The sequence below is a fragment of the Knoellia sp. 3-2P3 genome, assembly GCF_029223115.1.
Taxonomy (GTDB): Bacteria; Actinomycetota; Actinomycetes; order Actinomycetales; family Dermatophilaceae; genus Pedococcus_A.
In genome coordinates this window covers 834456-857235 of the sequence record NZ_JARGZE010000001.1, presented here as the reverse complement: position 1 = coordinate 857235, position 22780 = coordinate 834456, and the positions used below count along the sequence as shown (strand labels likewise).

Below are 22780 nucleotides of genomic sequence, written 5' to 3'. Positions count from 1 at the left end.
CGGCGGCGGCCGCCTGATCGACCCCGCCTGTGACTGGTGGGACGGGACGTGACCCGCGTCGCCTTGTGCTCGAAATGTTCGGCCGAACGGACTACGTCATCGTCATGAGTTCTCTCCTGCCTTTACGTTTTCTTTACTAATACTTTGCCTCTAACAGACACGCACTAGACCGGATCGAGGGGGATCGGAACGGTCGCGGGTCACGGAGGGGAAGTGTCATGGGAACGTTCTCGGGACTCACCGCACGACGTCGAGGCGGGGCCGCCCTGGTCGCCGCCGTCGTGGCGGCCATGGTGCTCACGCCGGTGCAGTCCGTGTGGGCCGCCGACCTCGGCGGCTTCGAGATCGACGGCAACCTGACCCCGGCGGCCGGCGGCCCCACCGACTGGTCCGGCCTCGGCAGCACGGCCTGCGTCGTGGACGGGGTCGCCGACGCCACCGGCTACAAGGGCGCAGAGAGCTCGGACGTCGACTCGTGGGCAGGTGAGTCCGTGGCCACCGGCAAGACCGACATCGCCGCGATCCAGACCTTCTCCCAGGTGGACCAGACCGGGCACCAGTGGACCTACGTCGCGGTCCAGCGCGCCACCACCGAGGGATCGACCTACTTCACCTTCGAGTACAACCAGAAGCCCAACCACCAGAGCCGCCCGGGCGGCAACGGCAAGCCGGCCTCGGTGCCCACCCGCACGACCGGTGACCTGCGCCTGATGTTCCAGCAGCAGGGCAACGCCCAGAGCGAGGTCCTCGGCAAGATCGTCGTCGACGGCATGGACCGCTGGGTCGGCGGCCAGTGGGTCGCCCAGACCATCACACCGAGCGCCATCGCCGGCCTGTCCAACACCGCCGCCGTCGCCGGCCTGTGCGGCTCGGCCCAGGCCGCGCCCGGCGCCTTCATGGAGGTCGCGCTCGACCTCACCGTGCTCGGCATGGAGCCCGGCTGCGAGAGCGCCGGCTTCGGCACCTTCAACGTCCGCAGCCGCCAGTCGCCGTCGATCAGCTCCGAGATGTCCGACGTCGCCACGGGCACCACCCACGTGCTGCCGAACTGCGGCCGCGCCACCATCACCAAGCGCGGACCTTCCGGCCAGGTGGTCGGCGACGCCGGCCTGCGCTTCGAGATCTCACCGGACCCCCGCGACGGGGTCGGCACGGCATACGTCAACGACAACGTGGCCACCGACCTCGCCGGCAACGAGGTCGCTGACGCGGACGACCGCGCCGGTTACGTCGCCTTCACCACCTCGCGCTTCGGCGTCTACACGGTCACGGAGGTCGCTCCCCCGGCCGGCTACCTGCTGCCGGGCGACACGTCCACCACCGTCACCATCGCGCGCTACAGCGACGTGCCCGTCGAGGTCGTCGACCCGCTCGGCACCGGCACGGTGCTCAAGGTCGACGCGACCACCGGCGACCCGCTCGGCGGGGCGGAGTTCACCTTCACCAAGACGCAGGACCCCTACAAGGACACCGCCATCACGGTGCGCGACAACGGTGAGGGCGACCTCGACCCGCGCGCCGGCTACGTCAAGGCGGGCGGGCTCTACACCGGCGACTGGCGGGTCGTCGAGACCGACGCCCCGGCCGGCTACCTGCTCGACGGCGACGCGCAGACCCTGACGGTGTCGCACGAGACACCCGACCCCGTGTTGGCCCGCGCCTTCGAGAACCGGCAGAACGGCCAGCTCGTCTGGGCCAAGGTCGGCGAGGACGAGCAGACCCGTCTGGCCGGCGCACGCTTCCGGCTCGACCGCCTGGAGGGGGTCCAGGTGGTCGAGTCGGTGACCGTGACCGACAACGCCGGTCGCGACACCGATCCCGACACCGGCGAGTTCCGGGTCAGCGGGCTGGTCTTCGGCACGTGGCGCGTCACCGAGACCGAGGCACCCGAGGGCTACCTCGCGGCGCCGGCGAGGACCCTGGAGCTGTCGGCGCAGAGCCACACCGTCACGTTCTCGTTCGTCAACACCGAGAACGGCCAGGTCACCTGGCGCAAGGTCGACGAGTTCGGCACCGTGCTCGACGGCGCCGCCTTCACGCTCTCGCGCACCGGGCAGTCGGTGGTCGTCACCGACAACACCGGCGCCGCCGGCTACACCGGCCGCGACACCAACCCCGAGCCCGGCCACTTCGCCGTCACGGGTCTCGACTTCGGCACCTGGACGCTCACCGAGACCACCGTGCCCCAGGGGTATGCCGGGGGCGCACCCGAGCAGGTCACCGTCACCGCCGGCGCGGCCACCGTCGACGTCGGCGACGTCGTGAACACCCAGGACGGCCGGGTCAGCTGGACCAAGGTCGGCGAGGACGGCGCCCCGCTCGCGGGTGCCGAGTTCACCGTGGCCACCGGCGCCGGGGCGAAGACCCAGACCATCCACGTCACCGACAACACCGGCCAGAGCGGCTACGACGGGGCCGACGCAGACGCCCGCGCCGGCCGGTTCGCGCTGGAGGGCCTCGACTTCGGCGACTGGACGCTGACCGAGACCGTGGCCCCGCTGGGCTGGACCGGCCTCGCAACGCCCATCCCGTTCACGGTCTCCGCCGACGACCAGACCGTCGGCCTCGGATCGATCCGCAACACGATGAACGGGCGCCTGGCCTGGTCGAAGGTCGGCGAGGACGGGGCCCCGCTCGCGGGCGCCACGTTCACCCTGACCCTGGGCGGCCAGACCGTCAGCGTGCCCGACTTCACCGGCCAGGCCGGCTACCAGGGGGCCGACACCAACCCGGCCGTGGGCGTCTTCGCCGTCGCGGGCCTCGACTTCGGCACCTGGACCCTCACCGAGACCGTGGTGCCCACCGGCCACAAGGGCATCGAGCCGCGCACCGTCGAGGTCGTCGCGTCGGCGACCCCGATCCTGCTCGGAGCCATCGAGAACACCGAGGACGGGCGGGTCACCTGGAGCAAGGTCGGCGAGCACGATGAGCTGCTCGGCGGCGCGGTCTTCACGCTGACCTCGTCGGACCGGACCGGCGCCCAGAGCCTCGTCGTGGTCGACAACACCGGCCAGGGTGGCTACCAGGGCGCCGACACCGACCCCGCCGCCGGCCGGTTCGCCGTGGCCGGGCTCGACTTCGGCACCTGGACGCTCACCGAGACCACCGCCCCCTCGGGGTACGCCGGTGGCGCAGCGGTGCAGTTCACCGTCACCGCAGAGGACAGCTCTCACGCGGTGGGCGCGGTCCGCAACACCGAGGACGGGCGCATCGTCTGGCGCAAGGTCGACGAGCACGACGCGCCCCTCGCCGGCGCCGGCTTCACCCTCACCCTCGAGGTGCCGGGCACCCGGGCGGGGCAGGTCGTCGCCGTCCCCGACAACGCCGGCCGGCCGGGCTACGAGGGCGCCGACACCGACGAGCGCGCCGGGTGGTTCTCGGTCGCCGGGCTCGACTTCGGCACCTGGACCCTGTCGGAGACCACGGTGCCGTCCGGCTACGCGAAGGCGGCCGACCGGCAGGTGACGATCACCGCGCAGGACAGCCGGCACGAGGTCACGATCGTCAACAGCACCAACGGCATCCTCACCTGGACCAAGGTCGGCGAGGGCGGTGAGCCCCTCACGGGCGCGCTGTTCGAGCTCTCCATGGGCGAGCAGCTGCTGGAGGTCGAGGACAACACCGGTCAGACCGGCTACGACGGCTGGGACCGCGACCCGGCCCCCGCGGCCTACAAGGTCGTCGGCCTGGACTTCGGTCCCTGGACGCTGACCGAGACCCGGGCGCCCACGGGCTACACCGCCGGTGCGCCGCGGACCGTCACCGTCGACGCGGGCACCCCCGTCGCCACCTTCGGCGCCGTGCAGAACACCGAGGACGGACGCCTGGCCTGGAGCAAGGTGGGGGAGGACGGCACGCCGCTGGCCGGCGCCGGCTTCACCCTGACCATGCCCGGCCAGAGCGTCGTCGTCGACGACTTCACCGGCCAGGCCGGCCACGAGGGCCGCGACCGCGACCCCGACGCCGGCGAGTTCCTGGTCGACGGGCTCGACTTCGGCACCTGGACGCTGACGGAGACGACGGTGCCCTCCGGGTATGCCGCGGGGCCGGCCGTGACCGTGCACCTGCCCCGATCGGTCAGCATCCTGCGCCTTGCGGACATCGAGAACACCGAGAACGGCCTGGCGTCGTGGACCAAGGTCGGCGAGGACGGGCGGCCCCTCGCGGGAGCCGGCTTCACCCTCACACAGGACGAGCAGCGCATCGTGGTCGACGACTTCGCGGGACAGGCTGGGTACGCCGGTCCGGACACCGACCCCGACGCCGGCGAGTTCGCGGTGCACGGCCTGGACTTCGGCACCTGGACACTGACCGAGACCACCGTGCCGGTGGGCTACGCGGGGGCGGCGGCGCTGACCTTCACGGTCGACGGCGACGACAGCAGCGCCCAGATCGGGTCGGTCGTCAACAACGAGGACGGACGCCTCGGCTGGAGCAAGGTCGACGGGAACGGTGCGGCGCTCGGCGGGGCGGTGTTCCGGCTGAGCCTGGGTGACCAGCACCTCGAGGTGGCCGACAACCTTGGCCAGAGCGGCTACACCGGCCGCGACGAGGACCCCGCCGCAGGCGAGTTCGCCGTCTCCGGTCTGGACTTCGGCACCTGGACGCTGGTCGAGACGCGGGCTCCGGCGGGCTACCTCCTCGACGAGGAGAGCCGCCAGGTCGAGGTCGGGGCCAGCGCCGCAGCCGCAGACGCGGGGGTGTTCGTCAACGTCGCGGTCCGAGGCCCCGTGCCCCAGGCCCCGGCTCTGCCGGCCACGCCGAGCGGTTCGCCGTCACTCGCCTACACCGGCGTCGACGGGCTGCCGCAGCTGATGGGTGCGGCTGCGCTGCTCCTGGTGCTCGGCACCGGGCTGTGGCGGGTCGCCGGGCGCCGGGAGGTCTGAGCAGCAGAGGCCGTGGGCCCGGCCTCCTCCGGTGGTGACCGGAGCCGACTGGGTCAGCAGGGGTCGCCCCCTGGGGGTGGGAGGCGAGGCGCCGGGGGCGCCGACCACCAGGTCGGCGCCCCCGGTGCTGTTCGCGGTCGCAGGGTCGGGCTCAGGACGGCTTGGACCGACTCGGACCGGCTGCGGCCAGCTCGGACAGCCGGGACCGCCAGTGGGCGGCCACGGTCTCGGAGAAGTGGGCGGCGCCGTCCCTCAGCTCACGGAGCAGCCGGTCGCGCTCGGCCTCCGCCGCCGCGACGACCTCGCCCGGGTACCCGAGGGCCACCCGGTGCAGCGCGAACTCGTCCTCGTCATCGACGAAGACCCCTCCGTCGAACCGCTCGATGACGTCGAGGTCGAGGTCGATGGCGCTCAGTTCCGAGTCCTGCAGGGCCGGGGTGGTCGCGACGTCGACGTAGAGCCGCCAGGCGTAGTCAGCCACCGGCTCGTAGAACGTCGCGGCGAAGCCGCGGTCGCGCGGGAAGAGGCCGACCTGGCGGCCGTGGGACACGAACTCCGTGCCGGGACGGGTCCAGCGGGTGCCGGGAAGCCAGCCGGTCCACCAGCCGTGTTCGTCCTCCCCCAGCCAGACCACGTCCGCCGACCAGTGGTCAGCGCCGCCCCACTTGCGGAAGCGGACCCGCACCGGATCGCCCGGCGCCAGCGCGTCGGGACCGGAGACGATCCGGTCGCTCACCAGTCCCGGTCAGTCACCGAGGAGGGAGTGACGGCTGATGATCTGGTCACGGCCGGGGCCGACGCCGATCGCCGAGACCCGGGTCCCGATGAGCTCCTCGACGCGCAGGACGTACTGCTGGGCGTTCTTGGGCAGCTCCTCGAAGCTGCGGCAGTCGGAGATGTCCTCCTGCCAGCCGTCGAGCTCCTCGTAGACCGGCACCGCGTGGTGGAAGTCGGTCTGGTTCACCGGCATCTCGTCGTGACGGACGCCGTCGACGTCGTAGGCCACGCAGACCGGGACCTTCTCCAGGCCGGTCAGCACGTCGAGCTTGGTGATGACGAAGTCGGTGACGCCGTTGATCCGCGTGGCGTAACGGCCCACGACGGTGTCGACCCAGCCGCAGCGACGCGGGCGACCGGTGGTCGTGCCGTACTCGGCGCCGGTCTTGCGCAGGAACTCGCCCTGGTCGTCGTGCAGCTCGGTCGGGAACGGGCCCTCGCCCACGCGGGTCGAGTAGGCCTTGAGGATCGCGATGACACGGTCGATGCGGGTCGGCGGGATGCCCGAGCCCGTGCAGGCACCGCCCGAGGTCGCGTTCGAGGAGGTGACGAACGGGTAGGTGCCGTGATCGACGTCGAGCAGGGTTGCCTGACCGGCCTCCATGAGCACGGTCCTGCCCTCGTTCAGCGCCTGCTCGAGCACCAGGGAGGTGTCGGCGACCATGGGACGCAGCCGCGCGGCATACCCGAGCAGCTCCTCGAGCACCTCGTCGACCTCGATGGCGCGGCGGTTGTAGATCTTGGCGAGGACCTGGTTCTTGAATTCCAGGGCTGCCTCGACCTTCTGGCGCAGGATCTTCTCGTCGAAGAGGTCCTGCACCCGGATGCCGGTGCGCGACATCTTGTCGGCGTAGGTGGGGCCGATGCCGCGGCCGGTGGTGCCGATCTTCCGCGAGCCGAGGAAGCGCTCGTTGACCTTGTCGAGCACCCGGTTGTAGGGCGCGATGATGTGGGCGTTGGCGCTGACGAGCAGGCGCGAGGTGTCGACTCCACGGGCCTCGAGGCCGTCGATCTCCTCGAACAGCACGGCGAGGTCGATGACGACGCCGTTGCCGATGACCGGGGTGCAGGTCGGGGTGAGGATGCCGGACGGCAGCAGGTGCAGGGCGTACTTCTCACCCTCGATGACGATGGTGTGTCCGGCGTTGTTGCCGCCGTTGAACTTCACGACGTAGTCGACGGCACTGCCCAGCAGGTCGGTCGCCTTGCCCTTGCCCTCGTCGCCCCACTGGGCTCCCACCAGCACGATTGCCGGCATGGCTACACCTTCTCCTCAGGTCGCGGCTGCGGTCACAGCACAGGCCCCAGTCGTGCGTGTGCACGGGGGCCCGTACCTCGGAAGGCTACCGGTCGGGCGCTGCACGGCCCAAGCCGTCTCGCGCGGCGGGCGTCAACGCGTGCGTGGCTTGGGCACGCGCGCGGGCCGGAGCAGGCCACTGTCCGCGACGGCGAGGCCGAGCTGGAACCGGGTCTCGGCGTCGTGCCGCGCCATGAGCACAGCGATCCTCCTGCGCACGGTGCGCAGGCTGCACCCGAGGTGGCGGGCGATGGCCTCGTCCTTGAGCCCGGCGCCGAGCAGCCTGAGCATCTCGAGGTCGACGTCGCTGCCCATGCCGCCGCCGTCAGGCACGGGCAGCGCCTGCTCGAAGACCCGCTCGAACAGGGCGGTGAACGCCTGCACCAGCATGGGGTCGCGGATGAGCACGTAGTTGGAGCCGGCGTCCCCCCACTCCGCCACCGCCATGACCGCCGTGTCGCCGAAGACCGCGAAGTCGGTGGGCGGCTGGAGGCAGATCCGCTGCACCTCGCCCGCCCGCGCCCAGGCGTCGATGCGGCTGCGGGTCTCGGGTCGGTGATAGGCGCTCATCGGGTAGATGCCGCGCTGCACCCTCCCCTGGGCGAGCCGCCGGGTGGCGGCCTCGACGATCTCCGGTTCGAGCCCCGGCCCCACGTCGAGGTCGACGACGCAGTGGCGCAGGGGACCGTCGGTGCCCGCGACCAGGCGCTCGACGATCGTGGGGGCGAGGTCGGCGGCCACGGGCTCCCACACCGGGGCGGCCCGCTCGGAGGCCGGCTGCTCGTGCAGCTTGCTGAGCTTCAGCAGGGCGTTCCCGATCTCGGCGAGCTCGAGCCGCCGGCGCTCGGCCCGCCGCACCTCCCGCTCGAGCACCTGGTGAAGGGTCTGGAGGGGGTCGGTCACGAGGAACTCGGGATCGGGCGCGGGGGTGTAGTCGTCCTCCACCGGTCAGCCTCTTTCGCCAGCACTCCCACAGACGGTCCACAGGATTCATGACATGTTATGGCCAATGGCACTTTCGTGACCGCCTGCAAGCGCTTGCAGTGTGCATCATGGGCGGTGTCGCGCGGTCACGGGGACGACGAGGTCGCGGCACAGAGCGGGCACATGGGGGCCGCTCGACCGCAGGGGGCGAAGCCGGGGGGCCTGGATCGTAAAGGTCCGGCCCCCCGGCTTCACCATGTGTTGTGACAGCGCCTGCCTGAGCCTGCAGGCTCAGGCCTTCACAGACCGAGCTCGTCGGCGGCCTCCGGCGAGGAGTCGCGCAGGAACTGCCGGCACCGCTGCTCCTCGTCGACCTCGCCGATCGCGCCGGCAGCCTTGGACAGCGCCGCGAGCGCACGGAGGAACCCGCGGTTCGGCTCGTGCGACCACGGCACCGGCCCCTGGCCGCGCCACCCCGAGCGCCGCAGCGCGTCCAGGGCGCGGTGGTAGCCGGTGCGCGCGTAGGCGTAGCCCTCGACGGTGCGCCCGTCCTCGAGCGCATCCTCGGCCAGGGTGGCCCACGCCAGCGACGAGGTGGGGTATGCCGCGGCCACCTGGTCCGGGGCCACGCCCTGTTCCAGCCGGTCGGCTGCCGGGTCCTCGGGCAGGCGGGTGGGCGGGATGCCGAGCAGGTTCTCCGACGGGGTCACGAACGCCGCCTACTTGCCGGAGGTGCCGGCGCTGCGGAGGTTCTGGCAGGCCTCGACGACGCGCTGGGCCATGGCCGCCTCGGCCTCCTTGCCCCAGGCGCGCGGGTCGTACTGCTTCTTGTTGCCGACCTCGCCGTCGATCTTGAGCACGCCGTCGTAGTTCTTGAACATGTAGCCGGCCACCGGGCGGGTGAACGCGTACTGGGTGTCGGTGTCGATGTTCATCTTCACCACGCCGTAGTCGACCGCCGCACCGATCTCCTCCGCGGTCGAGCCCGAACCGCCGTGGAAGACGAGGTCGAACGGGCGCTCACCCTCGCCGAGGCCCTTGGCCTTGACCACGGCCTCCTGGGCGGCCTTGAGGATCTCCGGGCGGAGCTTGACGTTGCCGGGCTTGTAGACGCCGTGGACGTTGCCGAAGGTCAGCGCGGTCATGTAGCGGCCGTTGTCGCCGAGGCCGAGGGCCTCGACCGTGGCGATGGCGTCCTCGGGGGTCGAGTAGAGCTTCTCGTCGATGGCGCCGACGATGCCGTCCTCCTCGCCACCCACGACGCCGACCTCGATCTCGAGGATCACGTTTGCAGCCTTGCAGGCGTCGAGCAGGTCACGGGCGATCTCGAGGTTCTCCTCGAGCGGCACGGCCGAGCCGTCCCACATGTGCGACTGGAACCACGGGGTGCCGCCGGCCTTGACGCGCTCGGTGGACGCGGCGAGCAGCGGACGGACGAAGCCGTCGAGCTTGTCCTTGGGACAGTGGTCGGTGTGGAGCGCGATGTTGACGTCGTAGTTCTTGGCGACCTCGTGGGCGAAGGCGGCGAACGCCAGAGAGCCCGTCACCATGTCCTTGACCGTGGGGCCGCTGAGGTACTCGGCGCCGCCCGTCGAGACCTGGATGATGCCGTCGCTGCCGGCCTCGGCGAACCCGCGGATGGCCGCGTTCAGGGTCTGGCTGGAGGTGACGTTGATGGCCGGGTACGCGAAGGAGCCCTTCTTCGCGCGATCCAGCATGTCGGCATACACCTCTGGGGTGGCGATGGGCATGGGTCTCTCCTCTTTGAGATCGGAAGGTCGCGGTGCGCAGCTTCGGCCCCGATCTTTCCATGCCTCGCCGGGGCGCGCGTAGGGGCCGTCCGGCTCTACGCGTGGTCGGTCGCGGCCTCGGCGTCGGCGGTCGCCGGGTCGAGCACGTAGGGCGTCGTGGTGGAGACCTGGTGCAGGCCGGCGCGCTCGAGGATCGGCCGCGAGTGCGGCGAGGCGTCGACGCGCAGGAACCGGTGGCCGTGGTCGAGCGCGAGCCGGGCGCGGTGGGCCACGGTGGCGCGGTAGAGGCCGCGGCGCCGCCAGTCCGGGTGGGTGGCGCCGCCCCACAGGCCGGCGAAGTCGCTGTCCTCGACCATCCGCAGCCACGACGCGCAGAGCACCGGGCCGTCGGGCGACTCCTCGACGAGGCAGCCGTGCACGAGGTCGGGGCGGGCCCGCATCTCCTCACCGAACCGCAGCGTGATCCAGCGGGTCCCGGGCCAGACGAGGTCGTGGAGGTCGGCGATCCGCTCGAGGTCGCGCTCGAGGTCGGGGCCCACCTCGACCGCCCGCACCCGCACCCCGGGCGGCAGCTCGACGTCGACGGCGACCACCTCGGCGTCACCGAGGATGAGCGCCTCGAGCTCCTCCGGCACGAACCCGGCCGCCGCCAGCCGGTTGCCGAGGTCGGCAGGCGAGTCGTACCCGTACGTCTTCCACTCCACCCGCTGCCCGCGGTCGCGGAAGAAGTCGCGCTGGCGGGCGATCACGGCATCCGGGTCGTCGCCGAGCCCTTCGGGGGTCTCGATCATCGCGCCGGGCGTGGTGGGGTCGGCCGGGTAGTTGCGATGCACCAGGCCATCGCGCTCGACGACGTTGCCCTCCTCGGCGTCGCGGTCGCGCAGGCGGATCTGCTGGTGGAAGGCATCGAGCAGCTCGTCAGAGGTCACGCGGGCCATCCCATCGCAGCAGCCTGACCTCGGCCAGCATTTCTGTTCGGCTGGCACTTTCTGTTCGGCCAGCACGGTTGTCCGGCATTCTTTCCCCCGTCGTACACCCGCCGGGCGGGTTCGGGACGTCAAGAGGGGCATGGAGGGGACGGTGGAGGACTTCGAGCGCTTCGTGCAGGCGCGCTCGGTCGGGCTGCTCCGCACGGCCTACCTGCTGACGGGAGACCGGCACCTCGCGGAGGACCTCCTGCAGGACTGCCTGAGCCGTCTCGCCCAGCACTGGGAGTCGGTGCAGCGGCAGGGCAACCCCGAGGCCTACGCCCGGCGGGCGCTCTACCACCGTGCCGTGGACGGCTGGCGGGCTCGCCGCCGACGCCCCACCCTCGTGGCTCCGGCGGCCGAGGACACCGTCCACCGCGCAGACACCGCGGACCAGTTCGCCGACAGCGACCAACGCCTGCTGTTGAAGGACGCGCTTGCCCGGCTGACCCCCAAGCAGCGCGCTGTGCTGGTGCTGCGTTTCTACGAGGACCGCACCGAGACCGAGACGGCAGCGATCCTGGGCTGGTCGGTCAGCACGGTGAAGACCTCCACCCGGGGGGCCCTGGCTCGACTGCGCGCCACCGCTCCTGAGCTGGCCGACCTCTGGGTCGGCACCCACGCAAAGGTGGCGGCGCGATGAGCAGGACACTGACAGAGGCCTTCGACGAGCTCGCCGAGGAGGTCCAGCCCACGGACGTCGGACGCGACCTGGCCGGCGTGGCCTGGCGGCAGGGACGGCGTCGACGCCTCCGCTCGCGCGCTGGCCGCACGGCTGCGGTGGCGGCCGCGGCGGCCGCGGCGGCCGCCGTGGTCGCCGTAGTGGTCCTGGGAGCGCCCAGCGCTCTGCAGCAACCAGTGCCACCCGCTGGTGATGGCGCGACGGTCGGTCACCCGCAGCGCATCGGCCGGCCCCTGGTTCCCCAGCTGGTCCGCCAGCTCCCCGAGCGTGGCAGCGCGCTGGCCGGTGTGGCCTTCGCCGCGCACGAGCTCGGCGTGGGCCTCCGGGGCGCCTGGTATGCCGTGGGCCAGGAGGGCGAGCTGTGGGACCTGCCGATCCAGCGCTTCTTCCTGGCAGCGACGGTTCCCGCGATCTCCCCTGACGGACGTCGCATCGCCTACTCCGACGAGCCGTCCGGGCGCTACGTCATCCGTGACGTCGTCACGGGACAGCTCACGCGGTTCCCCACCGTGGGAGCCATGCAGCTGTCCGGAGCCGACGAGGCCGGGGAGCCAGCTGCTCCGCCATACCGCACCGCCTTCCAGACCCCTGCGTACTTCTCCCCCGACGGCACCCGGGTGGCGGTGCGTGCCTACGCCGGGAAGGCGGCGGCTCCCCTGCTCCTGGTGCTGGGTGATGACGGCTCGCTGCGTGAGGTGCCCCTGGCCGAGGAGCTCACCCTCGCCGGGTGGCTCGACGACGACGAGATCCTCGTCCTGCGCCCCCTAGGGCTCGCCGTCAGCGGTGGCGCCGAGGCGCTCGTGCCCGAGCGCCTGACCCTCGACGGACGGCGGACTCCCCTGGCACGGCTGAGCGGGGAGGGTGCGGCCGTCGCCGCGGCGTCCCTCGACCAGTGGAGCCCGTCGCTCTCACCGGACCGGCGGGCGTTGCTGCTGGCAGTCGATCCCACCGGCGCAGATGCAGTGGGGCCGGAGGGTCCCGGGCGCCGCATCATCACCTTCGACCTCGCGAGCGGGGCCCAGCAGACGAACACCTGGACCCCTGCCGACCAAGCCGACAAGCCCTATGCGGTCGGGACACCGGTCGAGTGGCAGGACGGCACCTGGGTGCTCCCCCGCCTCGAGGCCGAGGGGCTGAGGCTCGGCCCCGAGGGTGTCGCCGACCCGTCCCGCGCGCTGGTGGTCACCGACCCACGGCTCCACCTCACCCGGCTCGACCTCGCTGACGACGCACTCTCCGGACCGACCCACACCAGCATCTGGGGCACGTCCGTCTCGACGCTGTCGTGGCGGTGGCCCGAGGCCGGCCTCGTCGCCGGCGGCGTCGGACTGGTCGTCCTGCTGTGGCTGCGTCGACGGCACCGCGTCAGGTCTCGCACACAGGCTGGTTGAAGACGTGGCGGCGCACCCAGGCGTGCATCGCGACGGCAGCGGCCGCCCCGGCGTTGATGGAGCGCGTCGAACCGAACTGCGCGATGTCGAGCACGGCGACGCACACCTCACGCATCGCCGGTGACAGCCCGGGCCCCTCCTGACCGAAGACGAGCACGCACTCGCGCGGCAGGTCGAAGGTCTCCAGCGGCACCGAGCCGGGCAGGTTGTCGATGCCGATGAGCGGTATGCCGCGTCCGTCGCCTCCCGCCGCGGCCGCCCAGGCCACCAGGTCGGCCACCTCGGGGTGGTGGTGCTCGTGCTGGTAACGGTCGGTGACCATGGCGCCCCGCCGGTTCCAGCGTCGCTTGCCGACGATGTGGAAAGCCTTGGCGTTGAAGGCGTTTGCCGTGCGGATCACCGACCCGATGTTGAAGTCGTGGCCCCAGTTCTCCACGGCGACGTGGAAGTCGTGGCGGTGGGTGTCGAGGTCGGCAACGATCGCCCCGAGCCTCCAGTACCGGTACCGGTCGACGACGTTGCGACTGTCGCCGTTGCGCAGCAGGTCGGGGTCGTAGCGCTCGTCGTCCGGCCAGGGACCCGGCCACGGGCCGACTCCAACTCGGTTGTCCTCATCGGTCACGACCACCACGATGGCAGGCATGCCCGAGACACCGCGGAAGCACCCTGACATGTGGGTCGAGCCGGACGCCGACCCACGCCATCCCTTCGAGAACGTGCCCAAGGACGAGCGCGGCACCTACGCCGACTACCTGCGGCACTACCGCCTCACCCTCGAGATGAAGTGCGAGGGGCTGAGCCCGGAGCAGATGGCCACGCGATCCGTGCCGCCGTCGACGATGTCCCTCCTGGGGCTGGTGCGGCACATGGCGGAGGTCGAGCGCTCGTGGTTCCGCCGGGTGCTGTCCCAGGAGGACGCCCCCCGGCTCTGGGGCCCGCGGCGCTCCGACGCCGACTGGGACGGCGCGGTCGGCGACGCCGAGTGTGTCGAGGAGGCGTGGAAGACGTGGCGTGAGGAGGTCGCGTTCGCCGAGCAGTGGGTGCGCGGCAACCCCGACATGGCGCTGGAAGTCACCCACCACGGGGACACGGTCAGCGCGCGCGACGTGCTGGTCCACATGGTCGAGGAGTACGCGCGACACTGCGGGCACGCCGACCTGCTCCGCGAGTGCATCGACGGACGCACCGGCCAGTAGGGCTCAGCCGCCGAGCTCCTCGAAGAGGGTGAGCTGGATGCCGCCGGGCGTCTCGAGGCGCGAGTTGAGCGAGTTCCACGGCGTCAGGGTGGGCTCGGCGACCAGCTCGGCACCGGACTCCACCGCGCGGGTCGTCGTGCCGGCGGCGTCGGTGACCTCGAGGGCGAGGCGGAACTTCGGGCTGACCCGCCGACCGACCTCCAGCTGGTCGATGAGCTCCACCTGGGCGGTGTTGCACAGCTCGAGCGTGGCCCGGCCGGCGTCGAGGATCATCACCTCGGCCCCGCCCTCGCTCTCGACGCGCAGCTCGACCGGCAGGCCGAGGGTGTCGCGGTAGAAGGCCACCGCCTGCTCGTAGTCCTCGGCATGCACGGTGAGCCGCAGCTGCCGGACCCCGTCGGGCGAGGGTGCCTGTCCCATGCGCAGGCCAACCGCCGTGCAGGCGCACACATTCCTTCAGGGCATGGTGGGGAGTCCGAGATCCGCGTCAGCCGGCGTCCTCGGCCGCCCAGCGCTTGGCGGACTCCAGCTCTGAGAGGCGAAACGCGCGAGCCTGCCCTGGCCACACGACGCTGAAGGCCTTGACCGCAGGTCCTGCCCACCCCGCATCGGTGACGATCGCCATCCGCTCGAACGACGCCGGGTGCCGCGCGCCCAGCTTCAGGTCCTCCCAGACCGCGTCCCCCTCGTAGTCGTCGAACTTCGGTCCGAGGACATAGACCAGGCGAACCTTGCCGTGCTCGTGGATGGCCTTCTCGACTGCGGGCACGATGACCTTCTGGTAGTCCTCCTTCTCGACATCGTCGACCGCCTCGAGCCCGAGGACCCCGGCGGGCATGTCATGGAGAATGCGGATCACGTCTCCCACTGTCCTCAGGCTCGGGGGACGGTGTCAATGGCAAGCGGAACGGTCACAGCGTGGCCGATGACATGGCTACCGTCGGCCGCTGAGGGCGAGGATTCCCGCGGTCGCGGCCCGGCGGCATACCCTTGGGCACGTGATGCACTCTCTCGGCCCGGACTGGATGGACCCCCAATGGCTGCTCAAGGAGTTCGGCGACCAGTTCTTCTGGGTGAGCGCGGCGATCGTCTTCATCGAGTGCGGGCTGCTGTTCCCCATCCTCCCCGGTGACTCGCTGCTCTTCGCCGTCGGCCTGTTCATCGCCGAGGGCTCGATCGACGTCAACATCGGGGTCGCCTGCGCGATCCTGACCGCGGCGGCCTTCCTGGGGAACATCACCGGCTACGAGATCGGCCGTGCCATCGGGGCGCCGCTCTACGAGCGTGAGGGCCGCTTCATCAAGAAGAAGTACTTCGACGACACCCACGCCTTCTTCGAGAAGCACGGTGCGAAGGCCCTGATCATCGGCCGCTTCGTGCCGATCGTGCGGACCTTCATCACAGTGGTGGCCGGCGTCAGCCGCATGGACCGCCGCCACTTCTTCGTCTGGAGCGGCGTCGGCGCGCTGCTCTGGGCCACCGGCATCACCCTGCTCGGATACTTCCTCGGCAACGCGTTCCCGGCGCTCAAGGAGCACCTCGAGCTCGCGATCCTCGCCATCGTCGCCGTGTCGGTCGTGCCGATGATCTTCGAGTTCGTCCGGGCCAAGAGCGCTGCCCGGGTGGCGATCGAGGAGACCGAGGAGGTCGTCGAGGACCTCATGGAGGGCCGCGACTGACCCGTCGTCCCACCCCATCGCACCCCGTCCCGAGCGGCGCACCGGCACAGCGGACTACTGCAAACGACGCCCCCGTGTGCCGTCCCTGACTAGCCCGCGTGGCGGTCCCCGGGCGCCCGCGCGGCGAGAAGAGTGGTGCGACCGGCACATCGCCGTGCCACTCACGGGGGAGGACAACGATGAGGAGACTGCTCGCCGCGGCCGCCGCGGGGATCACCATCGGCGCCTTGGCCGTCGCTGCGCCGGCCCAGGGCGTCACCGCCACCACCACGACCGCCCCCGCGGCGACCGGCTACGTCCCGCCGGCGCCCACCTGGGGCGACTGCGTCGACCAGCTCCTGAAGGACTTCGGAGCCGAGTGCGCCATGGTCAGCGTGCCGCTCGACTACGACCGCCCCAAGGGCGAGAAGATCCAGCTGGCCGTCTCCCGCATGCGCCACACGTCACCGGCCTCGGAGTACCAGGGCGTCATGCTGGTCAACCCCGGTGGTCCGGGCGGCTCGGGGCTCATCTACTCGGTGCTCCAGCGGATCGTCCCCGACGGCGCGGGCCTGACCTACGACTGGATCGGCTTCGACCCCCGCGGCGTCGGGGCGAGCAGGCCCTCGCTCACCTGCGACGGCAGCTACTTCGACGACACACCGCCCTCGTACGTCCCGCGGACCAAGAGCATCGAGCAGGCCTGGCTGACCAAGACCGAGAACTACGCCGAGGACTGCGAGGCCGCCGGCGGACGCCTGCTCGACCACCTGAAGACGACCGACACCATCGCGGACATGGAGAGCATCCGCGCCGCCCTCGGCGCCAAGAAGATCAACTTCTACGGCTTCTCCTACGGCACCTACCTCGGCGAGGTCTACGCCACCTTGCACCCCGACCGCGTGCGGCGGATGGTGTTCGACGGCGTCATCAACCCCGACCGGGTCTGGTGGCACGCGAACCTCGACCAGGACTTCGCGTTCGAGAAGACGCTCGGGATCTACTTCGACTGGATCGCCAAGCACGACGACGTCTACGGGCTCGGGACGAGCGGTGACGACGTCGAGGACGCCTACTACGAGGTCCTCAAGGCGCTGACCAGCTCGCCCCAGGCGGGTGGCCAGTTCGGGGCGACCGAGTGGAACGACGTCTTCGTGGTGGCCGGCTACGGGGTCTTCGCCTGGCACGAGATCGCCACGGCCTTCGCCGCCGCGGTCAACGACGGGAACTACGCCCCCGTCAAGGCCCTCGCGGACGCCTTCCAGGGTCCCTCGGGACCGGGGGCCGACAACGGCTACGCCATGTACCTCGCGGTGATCTGCACGGACGCACCGTGGCCGCACGACTGGGACACCTGGCGTGAGGTCAACTGGCGCATCCACGAGAAAGCGCCGTTCCTCACCTGGAGCAACGCCTGGTTCAACGCCCCCTGCCGCACCTGGGCCGGTGACGTGGGCGAGCCCGTCGAGGTCGACGGCTCGGACGCACCGCCTATCCTGCTCGTCTCCGAGACCCACGACGCGGCGACGCCGTTCTCCGGCGCGCTCGCAACGCGCCGGCTGTTCCCGGAGTCGCGCCTCATCGAGGGCGTGGGCGGCACCACCCACTCCGCCTCCCTCTCCGGCATGGACTGCACGGACGGGGCCATCGCGGCCTACCTCGCCACCGGCGAGCTGCCCGACCGCCGCTCCGGCAACCGCGCCGACCTTCGATGCGACCCGCTGCCCCCGCCCGACCCGTCGAGCGCCTCGGCCGCCTCGGGAATGAGCCGTTCAGGGGCCGTCCTGTCACCGCACCAGCTGGCGCTGCGCCAGCACCTGCTGGGCATGACCCGCTGAGCACCACGCTCCGGCTGGGGCTGCTGGGCTCGCGTCAGAGCTCCAGCAGCCCCAGCCGGTATGCCGCGGTGACCGCCGCCGTGCGGTCGGTCACCCCGAGCTTCTCGAAGGTTCGCAGCAGGTGGGTCTTGACCGTGGCCTCGCCGATGAACAGCGCGCGCCCCACCTCGGCGTTGGACATGCCGCGGGCGACGCAGCCGAGCACCTCGACCTCGCGAGGGGTCAGCTGCGGCGCGCTCGAGCCAGCCTGCGCGGAGGCGGCGTCGGCCCGCAGCCGGCCGGCGAGACGGGCGACCACCGGCGGGGCGAGCACGGTCTCGCCCCGGGCTGCGGCGCGCACGGCCTGCGCCAGCACCGCCCTGGGTGCGTCCTTCAGCAGGTAGCCCGTGGCGCCGGCCGCGACCGCCCGGACGATGTCGGCGTCGGTGTCGTAGGTGGTCAGCACGAGCACGGGCGGTCCGCCGTTCTCCCGCAGGCGCGCGGTCGCCTCGGCGCCGTCGAGCACGGGCATGCGCAGGTCCATCAGCACGACGTCGGGCGCGAGCTCACCGACCCGGACCACGGCCTCCGCCCCGTCCGCCGCCTCGCCGACGACCTCGAAGTCGGGCTCCTCACCCAGCATGGCCACGAGCCCGGCGCGCACGACGGGGTGGTCGTCGACGACCACCAGCCGCAGCGTCATCGGGGCACGCTCACGCGCAGCGTGGTGCCCGACCCCGGGGAGGTGTCGACGACGAGCTCGGACCCGAGGTCGGCTGCCCGTGACCGGGCGCCCACGAGCCCGAAGCCCGACCGCACGCGGCCGGGGTCGAAGCCCTGGCCGTCGTCGGTGACCTCGAGGCCGACCCGGGCGGGGTCTGAGTAGTCGAGGCGGACCGAGAACGAGGAGGCGCCCGAGTGCCTGCGGATGTTGGCGATCGCCTCCTGCGCCGTGCGGAGGAGGACCACCTCGGAGTTGGCGGCCGCCGTCGCGGGCGAGCCCACCAGGGTGAGGGTGCCGTCGATGCCCGACTCGGCCGACGCGGTGTCGACCACGCGCTGGAGCGCCTCGGCGAGGGTGCCCTGCTGGAGGTGCCCGGGCGTCAGCGCGGCGACGATCAGCCGGGCCTCGGCAAGGTTCTCCGCCGCCGTCGACTCGAGCAGCGCCAGCCGCTCCCGCACCGTCTCGAGGTCGCCCCGGTCGAGCGCGGCATCGGCCGCCCGGGCCAGCGTCACCACGGAGGTGAACCCCTGCGCGAGGGTGTCGTGGATCTCGCGGGAGAGCCGCTCCCGCTCGGCGAAGACGCCCTGGGCGCGCTCGGCGGCGGCGAGGTCGACCTGGGTGCGGTGGAGCTCCTCGATCGTGTCGGCGCGGCGCTCCATCTCGTCGGTCAGCACGTGGATGAGCAGGCCCATGCCGAGCGAGAGGCCCAGCGTGATCGCCGATGACACCACGATCGTCATCAGCGCGCCGGTGGTCTGGGGCAGCGTGAGCAGGCGCACGACGCTCAGCCCGACGACCACCGCCACGGTGACCCACACGGCGGCGCGGCGCGAGAGCAGCGCCCACGTCTGCGGGAAGAGCGCGAAGGAGACGAAGTAGTAGTCGCCCTCCGGGTTCATCGCGATGAGCAGGAGGAACAGCGGCCAGGCCACCGCGAGGTAGGTCGTCCCGAGCCGGCGGTCCTGGAGCTGCAGGCCCCGAGCCCCCCACACGGCATACGCAATGCCGATGCCGGCGACGCAGGCCGCGCCGGCCAGGCGCTGGCCCCGGTCGTCCATCGCAGTGAGGTAGAGCGTGACCACGAAGAGCACGCCGAAGGTCGCGTGCCAGAACACCAGCTGGCGGCGCCAGACGAGGTCGCGGTCGTGCGCGGCTGCGGTCGCGGCCTCCATCACAACGAGCCCCGCTTGAACCAGGTGAAGGTGCGGGTGCACAGGACGAGGCCGGCGACCAGCCAGAGGGTGAGGACGAGGGCGACCATCGGGTGCTCCCAGGCGCTGGCCACCTCCTGCGTCTCCATGGCCGCAGGGTAGAAGACCGACCGCATGCCCTGGGCCACCCACTTGAGCGGGAAGAGGGCTGCCACCTGCTGCATCCACGAGGGGATGTCGCCGTAGGCGAAGTAGACGCCGGAGATGAACTGCAGCACGAGCAGCGGCCCGATGACCACGGCTCCGGCGGACCTCGCCGAGCCGGCCAGCGTGGAGTAGGCGATGCCCAGCACGGTGCCCGAGGCGACGCCGAGGAGGAACACCCAGGCGAACGTGGCCCACGCCGAGGGGGCCGAGGGCATCGGGACGTCGAACACGACGCGCGCCACGAGCAGCAGCAGGGCCAGCTGGGCGACGGACGTCACCGCGACCAGACCGACCTTGCCGAGGAAGTAGGCGACCGGCGGCATGGGTGTGCTGCGCAGCCGCTTGAGGGTGCCGTCGTCGCGCTCCATGGCCACGCCCAGCGCCAGCGTCTGGAAGCTGGTGAGCATCACGCCGCCGGCAACCATGCCCGGAAGGAAGAACTGCGCGGCCCCGACGGGGCTCCCACCCGACTCGAAGCTGTCGCCGAAGACGGAGGCGAACAGCGACAGCATCACGACGGGGAACAGGAAGGAGAACACGACCGAGTCGCGCTCGCGGAAGTACATCTTCAGCTCCAGGACCGTGCGGTCGAGGGCGACGGCGGAGGTGCTCATCGCACTACCCCTTCCCCGGCCGCCACGACCGGCGCCGGGAGGTCGGGAGCAGCCTCCTCGGCGGTCGCGAACGGGGCGATCAGCCGCAGGTAGGTGTCCTCGAGCGTCGGCCGCTGCACGACGAGCTCGGGCACCTCGCCGCCGAAGCGGCTGGCCAGTCGGGCCACCTCGGCGGTCGGCTCGGCGGTGGCGACGGTGCGCACCACCCCGTCCTCCCGCCACGAGACGGTGGCCCGCTGCTGGGCCCGCCCGCCGAGCTCGGCAGGGGTGTCTACCGTGACCATGCGTCCCCCGGCGATGATCCCCACCCGGTCGGCGAGCTGCTCGGCCTCCTCGAGGTAGTGGGTCGTCAGCACGATCGTGGTGCCGTCCCCGGCGAGCCCGGCGATGAGCGACCAGAAGTCCCGCCGGGCCTGCGGGTCGAACCCGGTGGTGGGTTCGTCGAGGAAGAGCAGCTCGGGGCGGCCGACGATGCCGAGCGCCACGTCGAGGCGGCGGCGCTGCCCGCCGGAGAGCTTGGCCGTGCGGCTGTCACGCTTCTCTGCGAGGCCGACGGCCGCGATGACCTCGTCGACGTCGCGCGGCCGGCGGTAGACCTTCGCGGTGCTGGCGACGACCTCGCGCACCGTCAGCAGGTCGAGGCCCTGGGAGCTCTGCAGCACGATGCCGAGCCGCTGCCGCCAGTCGAGCCCGGCGCTCGAGGGGTCCTCCCCCAGCACGCTGACCCGACCGGCGTCGCGGTGGCGGAAACCCTCGAGGATCTCGACGGTGGTGGTCTTGCCGGCGCCGTTGGGTCCGAGCAGGGCGAACACCTCGCCCGTCCGGACCTGCAGGTCGATGCCGTCGACGGCGGGCTGCCCGGCATACGCCTTGCTCAGGCCCTCGACCTCGATGGGTGCGCTCATGCCCCAAGTCTGTCCAGTTCGGGCCGGCCGCGAGGAGCATCGACCGGATGAACCGCCGTCCACCGGTCGGTGGACGGCGGTTCATCCCGGGGGGACCTCTACCCGGCCGGTGGCACGGTCCCCCGCGGCGGGTCGGCCGGACCCTCCGACCCGGGCTCCGCACCCGCCGGCGTGCCCCCCGCATACCCGCTGGGGGGCGGGATGGTGGCGTCGCGCTGGCCGAAGTCGACCTTCACCACGTCGCGCTCGGCGCCCTCTGCCTCGAAGTACTCGGCTCGGCCGATGCCGAACATGCCGGCCACGATGTTGCTCGGCACCGTCTCGACCCTGGTGTTCAGCTCGCGCACGTTGGCGTTGTAGTAGCGCCGGGCCGAGGCGATCCGGTCCTCCGTGGAGGTCAGCTCCTCCTGCAGCGCCAGGAAGTTCTGGTTGGCCTTCAGGTCCGGGTAGGCCTCCGCGACGGCGAAGAGGCGGCCGAGCGCGGCGCTGAGGGCACCCTCGGCCTGTGCCTGCGCCGCGGGGCCCTGGCCCCCGGTCATGGCCGCCGACCGGGCCTTCATGACGTCCTCGAGGGTCCCCCGCTCGTGGGCCGCGTAGCCCTTGACCGTCTCAACGAGGTTGCCGATGAGGTCGTGCCGCCGCTTGAGCTCGACGTCGATCTGGCGCCACGCCTCCTGCACCCGGTTGCGCAGCGTGACGAGCCCGTTGTAGATGCCCACCGCCGCGAGCGCGAGCAGCACCACGACGATGCCGATGATGATCCAGACCCACATGGTGAACTCCCCTGTCCTCGGTGCCGCCGATCCTAGTGGGCGGACCCCTCGGCGCACCGGGCTCTGCACCGGTTGCGAGGCCTGGTGGCCGCACCGAAAGTGGGGGCATGCCTGAGCCGACCTCTGACCAGACCCTTGCGAACATCCCCGCCCAGCAGCAGCAGTGGCCCGGCCACACCGCCGAGATGACCCCCACCCCCGACCACGGGGAGCAGTCGTGGACCGGCCGCGACCGGCTCACCGGCAAGCGGGCCCTCATCACCGGCGGCGACTCCGGCATCGGCCGCGCCACGGCGATCGCCTTTGCCAAGGAGGGCGCCGACGTCGCCATCGCGTTCCTGCCGGAGGAGGCCGAGGACGCCGAGCAGGTGCGCGCCGAGGTGGAGAAGGCGGGCCGCAGATGCGTGCTCATCCCGGCCGACATCCGCACCGAGGAGGCGGCCCGCGACGTCGCCGAACGCGCCCGGAGCGGGCTCGGCGGCATCGACGTGCTCGTCTGCAACGCCGCCTTCCAGATGGCCCAGCCCGACCTCGAGGAGTTCCCACCCGGGCAGCTCGAGCGCACCTTCGAGACCAACGTCTTCGCGACCTTCTGGCTGACCCAGGCCGTGGCCCCGACGATGGCCGCGGGCTCCTCGGTGCTCATCACCACCTCGATCCAGGCCTTCTCGCCGTCGGAGCCGCTGCTCGACTACGCCGCCACCAAGGCCGCCCTCAACAACCTCATGGTCAACCTCGCGGCGATGCTGGGCCCCAAGGGGATTCGCGTCAACGCCGTGGCGCCCGGCCCGATCTGGACGCCGCTGATCCCGGCCACGTTCGGCGAGGACAAGGTCGAGGGCTTCGGCGCCGACACCCCGCTCGGCCGCGCCGGCCAGCCGATCGAGGTCGCCAGTGCGTTCGTCTACCTCGCCTCCGACGAGGCGAGCTACGTCTCCGGCACCGTGCTCGGCGTCACCGGCGGCAAGCCGGTCTTCTGACCGGGAACGGCACCGGGCTCCCACGACACAGAGGCGGTATGCCGCGCGGCCGGGACCGCGCGGCATACCGCCTCTTCGT

At 71.8% G+C, this 22780-nt stretch carries 21 protein-coding genes; 7 read left to right on the top strand and 14 right to left on the bottom strand.

Annotated features, from left to right (window positions below):
• Positions 1 to 218: 218 nt before the first annotated feature.
• Positions 219 to 4886 (top strand): SpaA isopeptide-forming pilin-related protein, encoded by a 4668-nt coding sequence (locus tag P0Y31_RS04105; RefSeq protein ID WP_275866782.1) that lies wholly within the window; start codon positions 219 to 221, stop codon positions 4884 to 4886.
• A 151-nt stretch (positions 4887 to 5037) separates the two neighbouring features.
• Here P0Y31_RS04105 and P0Y31_RS04100 read toward each other — a convergent pair whose 3' ends face one another.
• The 6 genes from P0Y31_RS04100 to P0Y31_RS04075 form a co-directional block, all read right to left on the bottom strand.
• Complete coding sequence (locus P0Y31_RS04100) at positions 5038 to 5622, bottom strand: DUF402 domain-containing protein (protein WP_275866781.1); 585 nt, start codon at positions 5620 to 5622, stop codon at positions 5038 to 5040.
• A 9-nt stretch (positions 5623 to 5631) separates the two neighbouring features.
• Positions 5632 to 6921 carry an adenylosuccinate synthase gene (locus P0Y31_RS04095; RefSeq protein WP_275866780.1) on the bottom strand — a complete coding sequence of 430 codons (1290 nt, stop codon included), beginning with the start codon at positions 6919 to 6921 and terminating at the stop codon, positions 5632 to 5634.
• 132 nt (positions 6922 to 7053) lie between these two features.
• Positions 7054 to 7905: a helix-turn-helix transcriptional regulator gene (locus P0Y31_RS04090; RefSeq protein WP_275866779.1), complete on the bottom strand. Its 852-nt coding sequence runs from the start codon at positions 7903 to 7905 to the stop codon at positions 7054 to 7056.
• Positions 7906 to 8183: 278 nt separating this feature from the next.
• Complete coding sequence (locus P0Y31_RS04085; protein ID WP_275866778.1) at positions 8184 to 8594, bottom strand: DUF3151 domain-containing protein; 411 nt, start codon at positions 8592 to 8594, stop codon at positions 8184 to 8186.
• Between the two features lie 9 nt (positions 8595 to 8603).
• Positions 8604 to 9635 carry a class II fructose-bisphosphate aldolase gene (gene fbaA / locus P0Y31_RS04080; protein ID WP_275866777.1) on the bottom strand — a complete coding sequence of 344 codons (1032 nt, stop codon included), beginning with the start codon at positions 9633 to 9635 and terminating at the stop codon, positions 8604 to 8606.
• Positions 9636 to 9730: 95 nt separating this feature from the next.
• A complete protein-coding gene (locus P0Y31_RS04075; protein ID WP_275866776.1) occupies positions 9731 to 10564 on the bottom strand; it encodes a GNAT family N-acetyltransferase in 834 nt (277 codons plus the stop codon).
• Between the two features lie 139 nt (positions 10565 to 10703).
• On the opposite strand from P0Y31_RS04075, the gene P0Y31_RS04070 reads away from it, so the two are divergent.
• The gene (locus P0Y31_RS04070) at positions 10704 to 11246 is read left to right on the top strand and encodes a SigE family RNA polymerase sigma factor (protein ID WP_275866775.1); all 543 of its coding nucleotides are present in this window, start codon (positions 10704 to 10706) and stop codon (positions 11244 to 11246) included.
• Positions 11243 to 12676, top strand: a complete 1434-nt coding sequence (locus P0Y31_RS04065; protein WP_275866774.1) for a hypothetical protein — start codon at positions 11243 to 11245, stop codon at positions 12674 to 12676. The genes P0Y31_RS04070 and P0Y31_RS04065 overlap by 4 nt, the downstream gene beginning before the upstream one ends.
• Here P0Y31_RS04065 and P0Y31_RS04060 read toward each other — a convergent pair.
• Positions 12651 to 13298, bottom strand: a complete 648-nt coding sequence (locus P0Y31_RS04060; protein ID WP_275866773.1) for a TrmH family RNA methyltransferase — start codon at positions 13296 to 13298, stop codon at positions 12651 to 12653. The two genes, P0Y31_RS04065 and P0Y31_RS04060, sit on opposite strands and share 26 nt — an antisense overlap.
• A gap of 19 nt (positions 13299 to 13317) precedes the next feature.
• Between P0Y31_RS04060 and P0Y31_RS04055 the strand changes: the two genes are divergently transcribed.
• Positions 13318 to 13872, top strand: a complete 555-nt coding sequence (locus tag P0Y31_RS04055; protein WP_345803607.1) for a DinB family protein — start codon at positions 13318 to 13320, stop codon at positions 13870 to 13872.
• A gap of 3 nt (positions 13873 to 13875) precedes the next feature.
• Here P0Y31_RS04055 and P0Y31_RS04050 read toward each other — a convergent pair whose 3' ends face one another.
• Both P0Y31_RS04050 and P0Y31_RS04045 read right to left on the bottom strand, forming a co-directional pair.
• Positions 13876 to 14292 carry a VOC family protein gene (locus tag P0Y31_RS04050; RefSeq protein ID WP_275866771.1) on the bottom strand — a complete coding sequence of 139 codons (417 nt, stop codon included), beginning with the start codon at positions 14290 to 14292 and terminating at the stop codon, positions 13876 to 13878.
• A 67-nt stretch (positions 14293 to 14359) separates the two neighbouring features.
• Positions 14360 to 14710, bottom strand: coding sequence for an STAS/SEC14 domain-containing protein (locus P0Y31_RS04045; protein WP_275866770.1), 351 nt, complete (start codon positions 14708 to 14710; stop codon positions 14360 to 14362).
• A 163-nt stretch (positions 14711 to 14873) separates the two neighbouring features.
• On the opposite strand from P0Y31_RS04045, the gene P0Y31_RS04040 reads away from it, so the two are divergent.
• Together P0Y31_RS04040 and P0Y31_RS04035 are read left to right on the top strand one after the other, a co-directional pair.
• Positions 14874 to 15551 (top strand): VTT domain-containing protein, encoded by a 678-nt coding sequence (locus tag P0Y31_RS04040; protein ID WP_275867098.1) that lies wholly within the window; start codon positions 14874 to 14876, stop codon positions 15549 to 15551.
• A 179-nt stretch (positions 15552 to 15730) separates the two neighbouring features.
• Positions 15731 to 17368 carry an alpha/beta hydrolase gene (locus tag P0Y31_RS04035; protein WP_275866769.1) on the top strand — a complete coding sequence of 546 codons (1638 nt, stop codon included), beginning with the start codon at positions 15731 to 15733 and terminating at the stop codon, positions 17366 to 17368.
• A gap of 34 nt (positions 17369 to 17402) precedes the next feature.
• On the opposite strand, the gene P0Y31_RS04030 is transcribed toward P0Y31_RS04035, so the two are convergent.
• From P0Y31_RS04030 to P0Y31_RS04010, 5 genes are all read right to left on the bottom strand, one after another.
• Positions 17403 to 18050: a response regulator transcription factor gene (locus tag P0Y31_RS04030; RefSeq protein WP_275866768.1), complete on the bottom strand. Its 648-nt coding sequence runs from the start codon at positions 18048 to 18050 to the stop codon at positions 17403 to 17405.
• A complete protein-coding gene (locus tag P0Y31_RS04025; protein ID WP_275866767.1) occupies positions 18047 to 19243 on the bottom strand; it encodes a sensor histidine kinase in 1197 nt (398 codons plus the stop codon). Before P0Y31_RS04025 ends, P0Y31_RS04030 begins: the two co-directional genes overlap by 4 nt.
• Positions 19243 to 20043, bottom strand: coding sequence for an ABC transporter permease (locus P0Y31_RS04020; RefSeq protein WP_275866766.1), 801 nt, complete (start codon positions 20041 to 20043; stop codon positions 19243 to 19245). The genes P0Y31_RS04025 and P0Y31_RS04020 overlap by 1 nt, the downstream gene beginning before the upstream one ends.
• Positions 20040 to 20948: an ABC transporter ATP-binding protein gene (locus P0Y31_RS04015; protein WP_275866765.1), complete on the bottom strand. Its 909-nt coding sequence runs from the start codon at positions 20946 to 20948 to the stop codon at positions 20040 to 20042. Before P0Y31_RS04015 ends, P0Y31_RS04020 begins: the two co-directional genes overlap by 4 nt.
• A 98-nt stretch (positions 20949 to 21046) precedes the next feature.
• Positions 21047 to 21721 carry a LemA family protein gene (locus P0Y31_RS04010; protein ID WP_275866764.1) on the bottom strand — a complete coding sequence of 225 codons (675 nt, stop codon included), beginning with the start codon at positions 21719 to 21721 and terminating at the stop codon, positions 21047 to 21049.
• 107 nt (positions 21722 to 21828) lie between these two features.
• Between P0Y31_RS04010 and P0Y31_RS04005 the strand changes: the two genes are divergently transcribed.
• On the top strand, positions 21829 to 22701 hold the full coding sequence (locus P0Y31_RS04005) for an SDR family oxidoreductase (protein ID WP_275866763.1): 873 nt from the start codon (positions 21829 to 21831) through the stop codon (positions 22699 to 22701).
• The last annotated feature ends 79 nt before the right edge of the window (positions 22702 to 22780 follow it).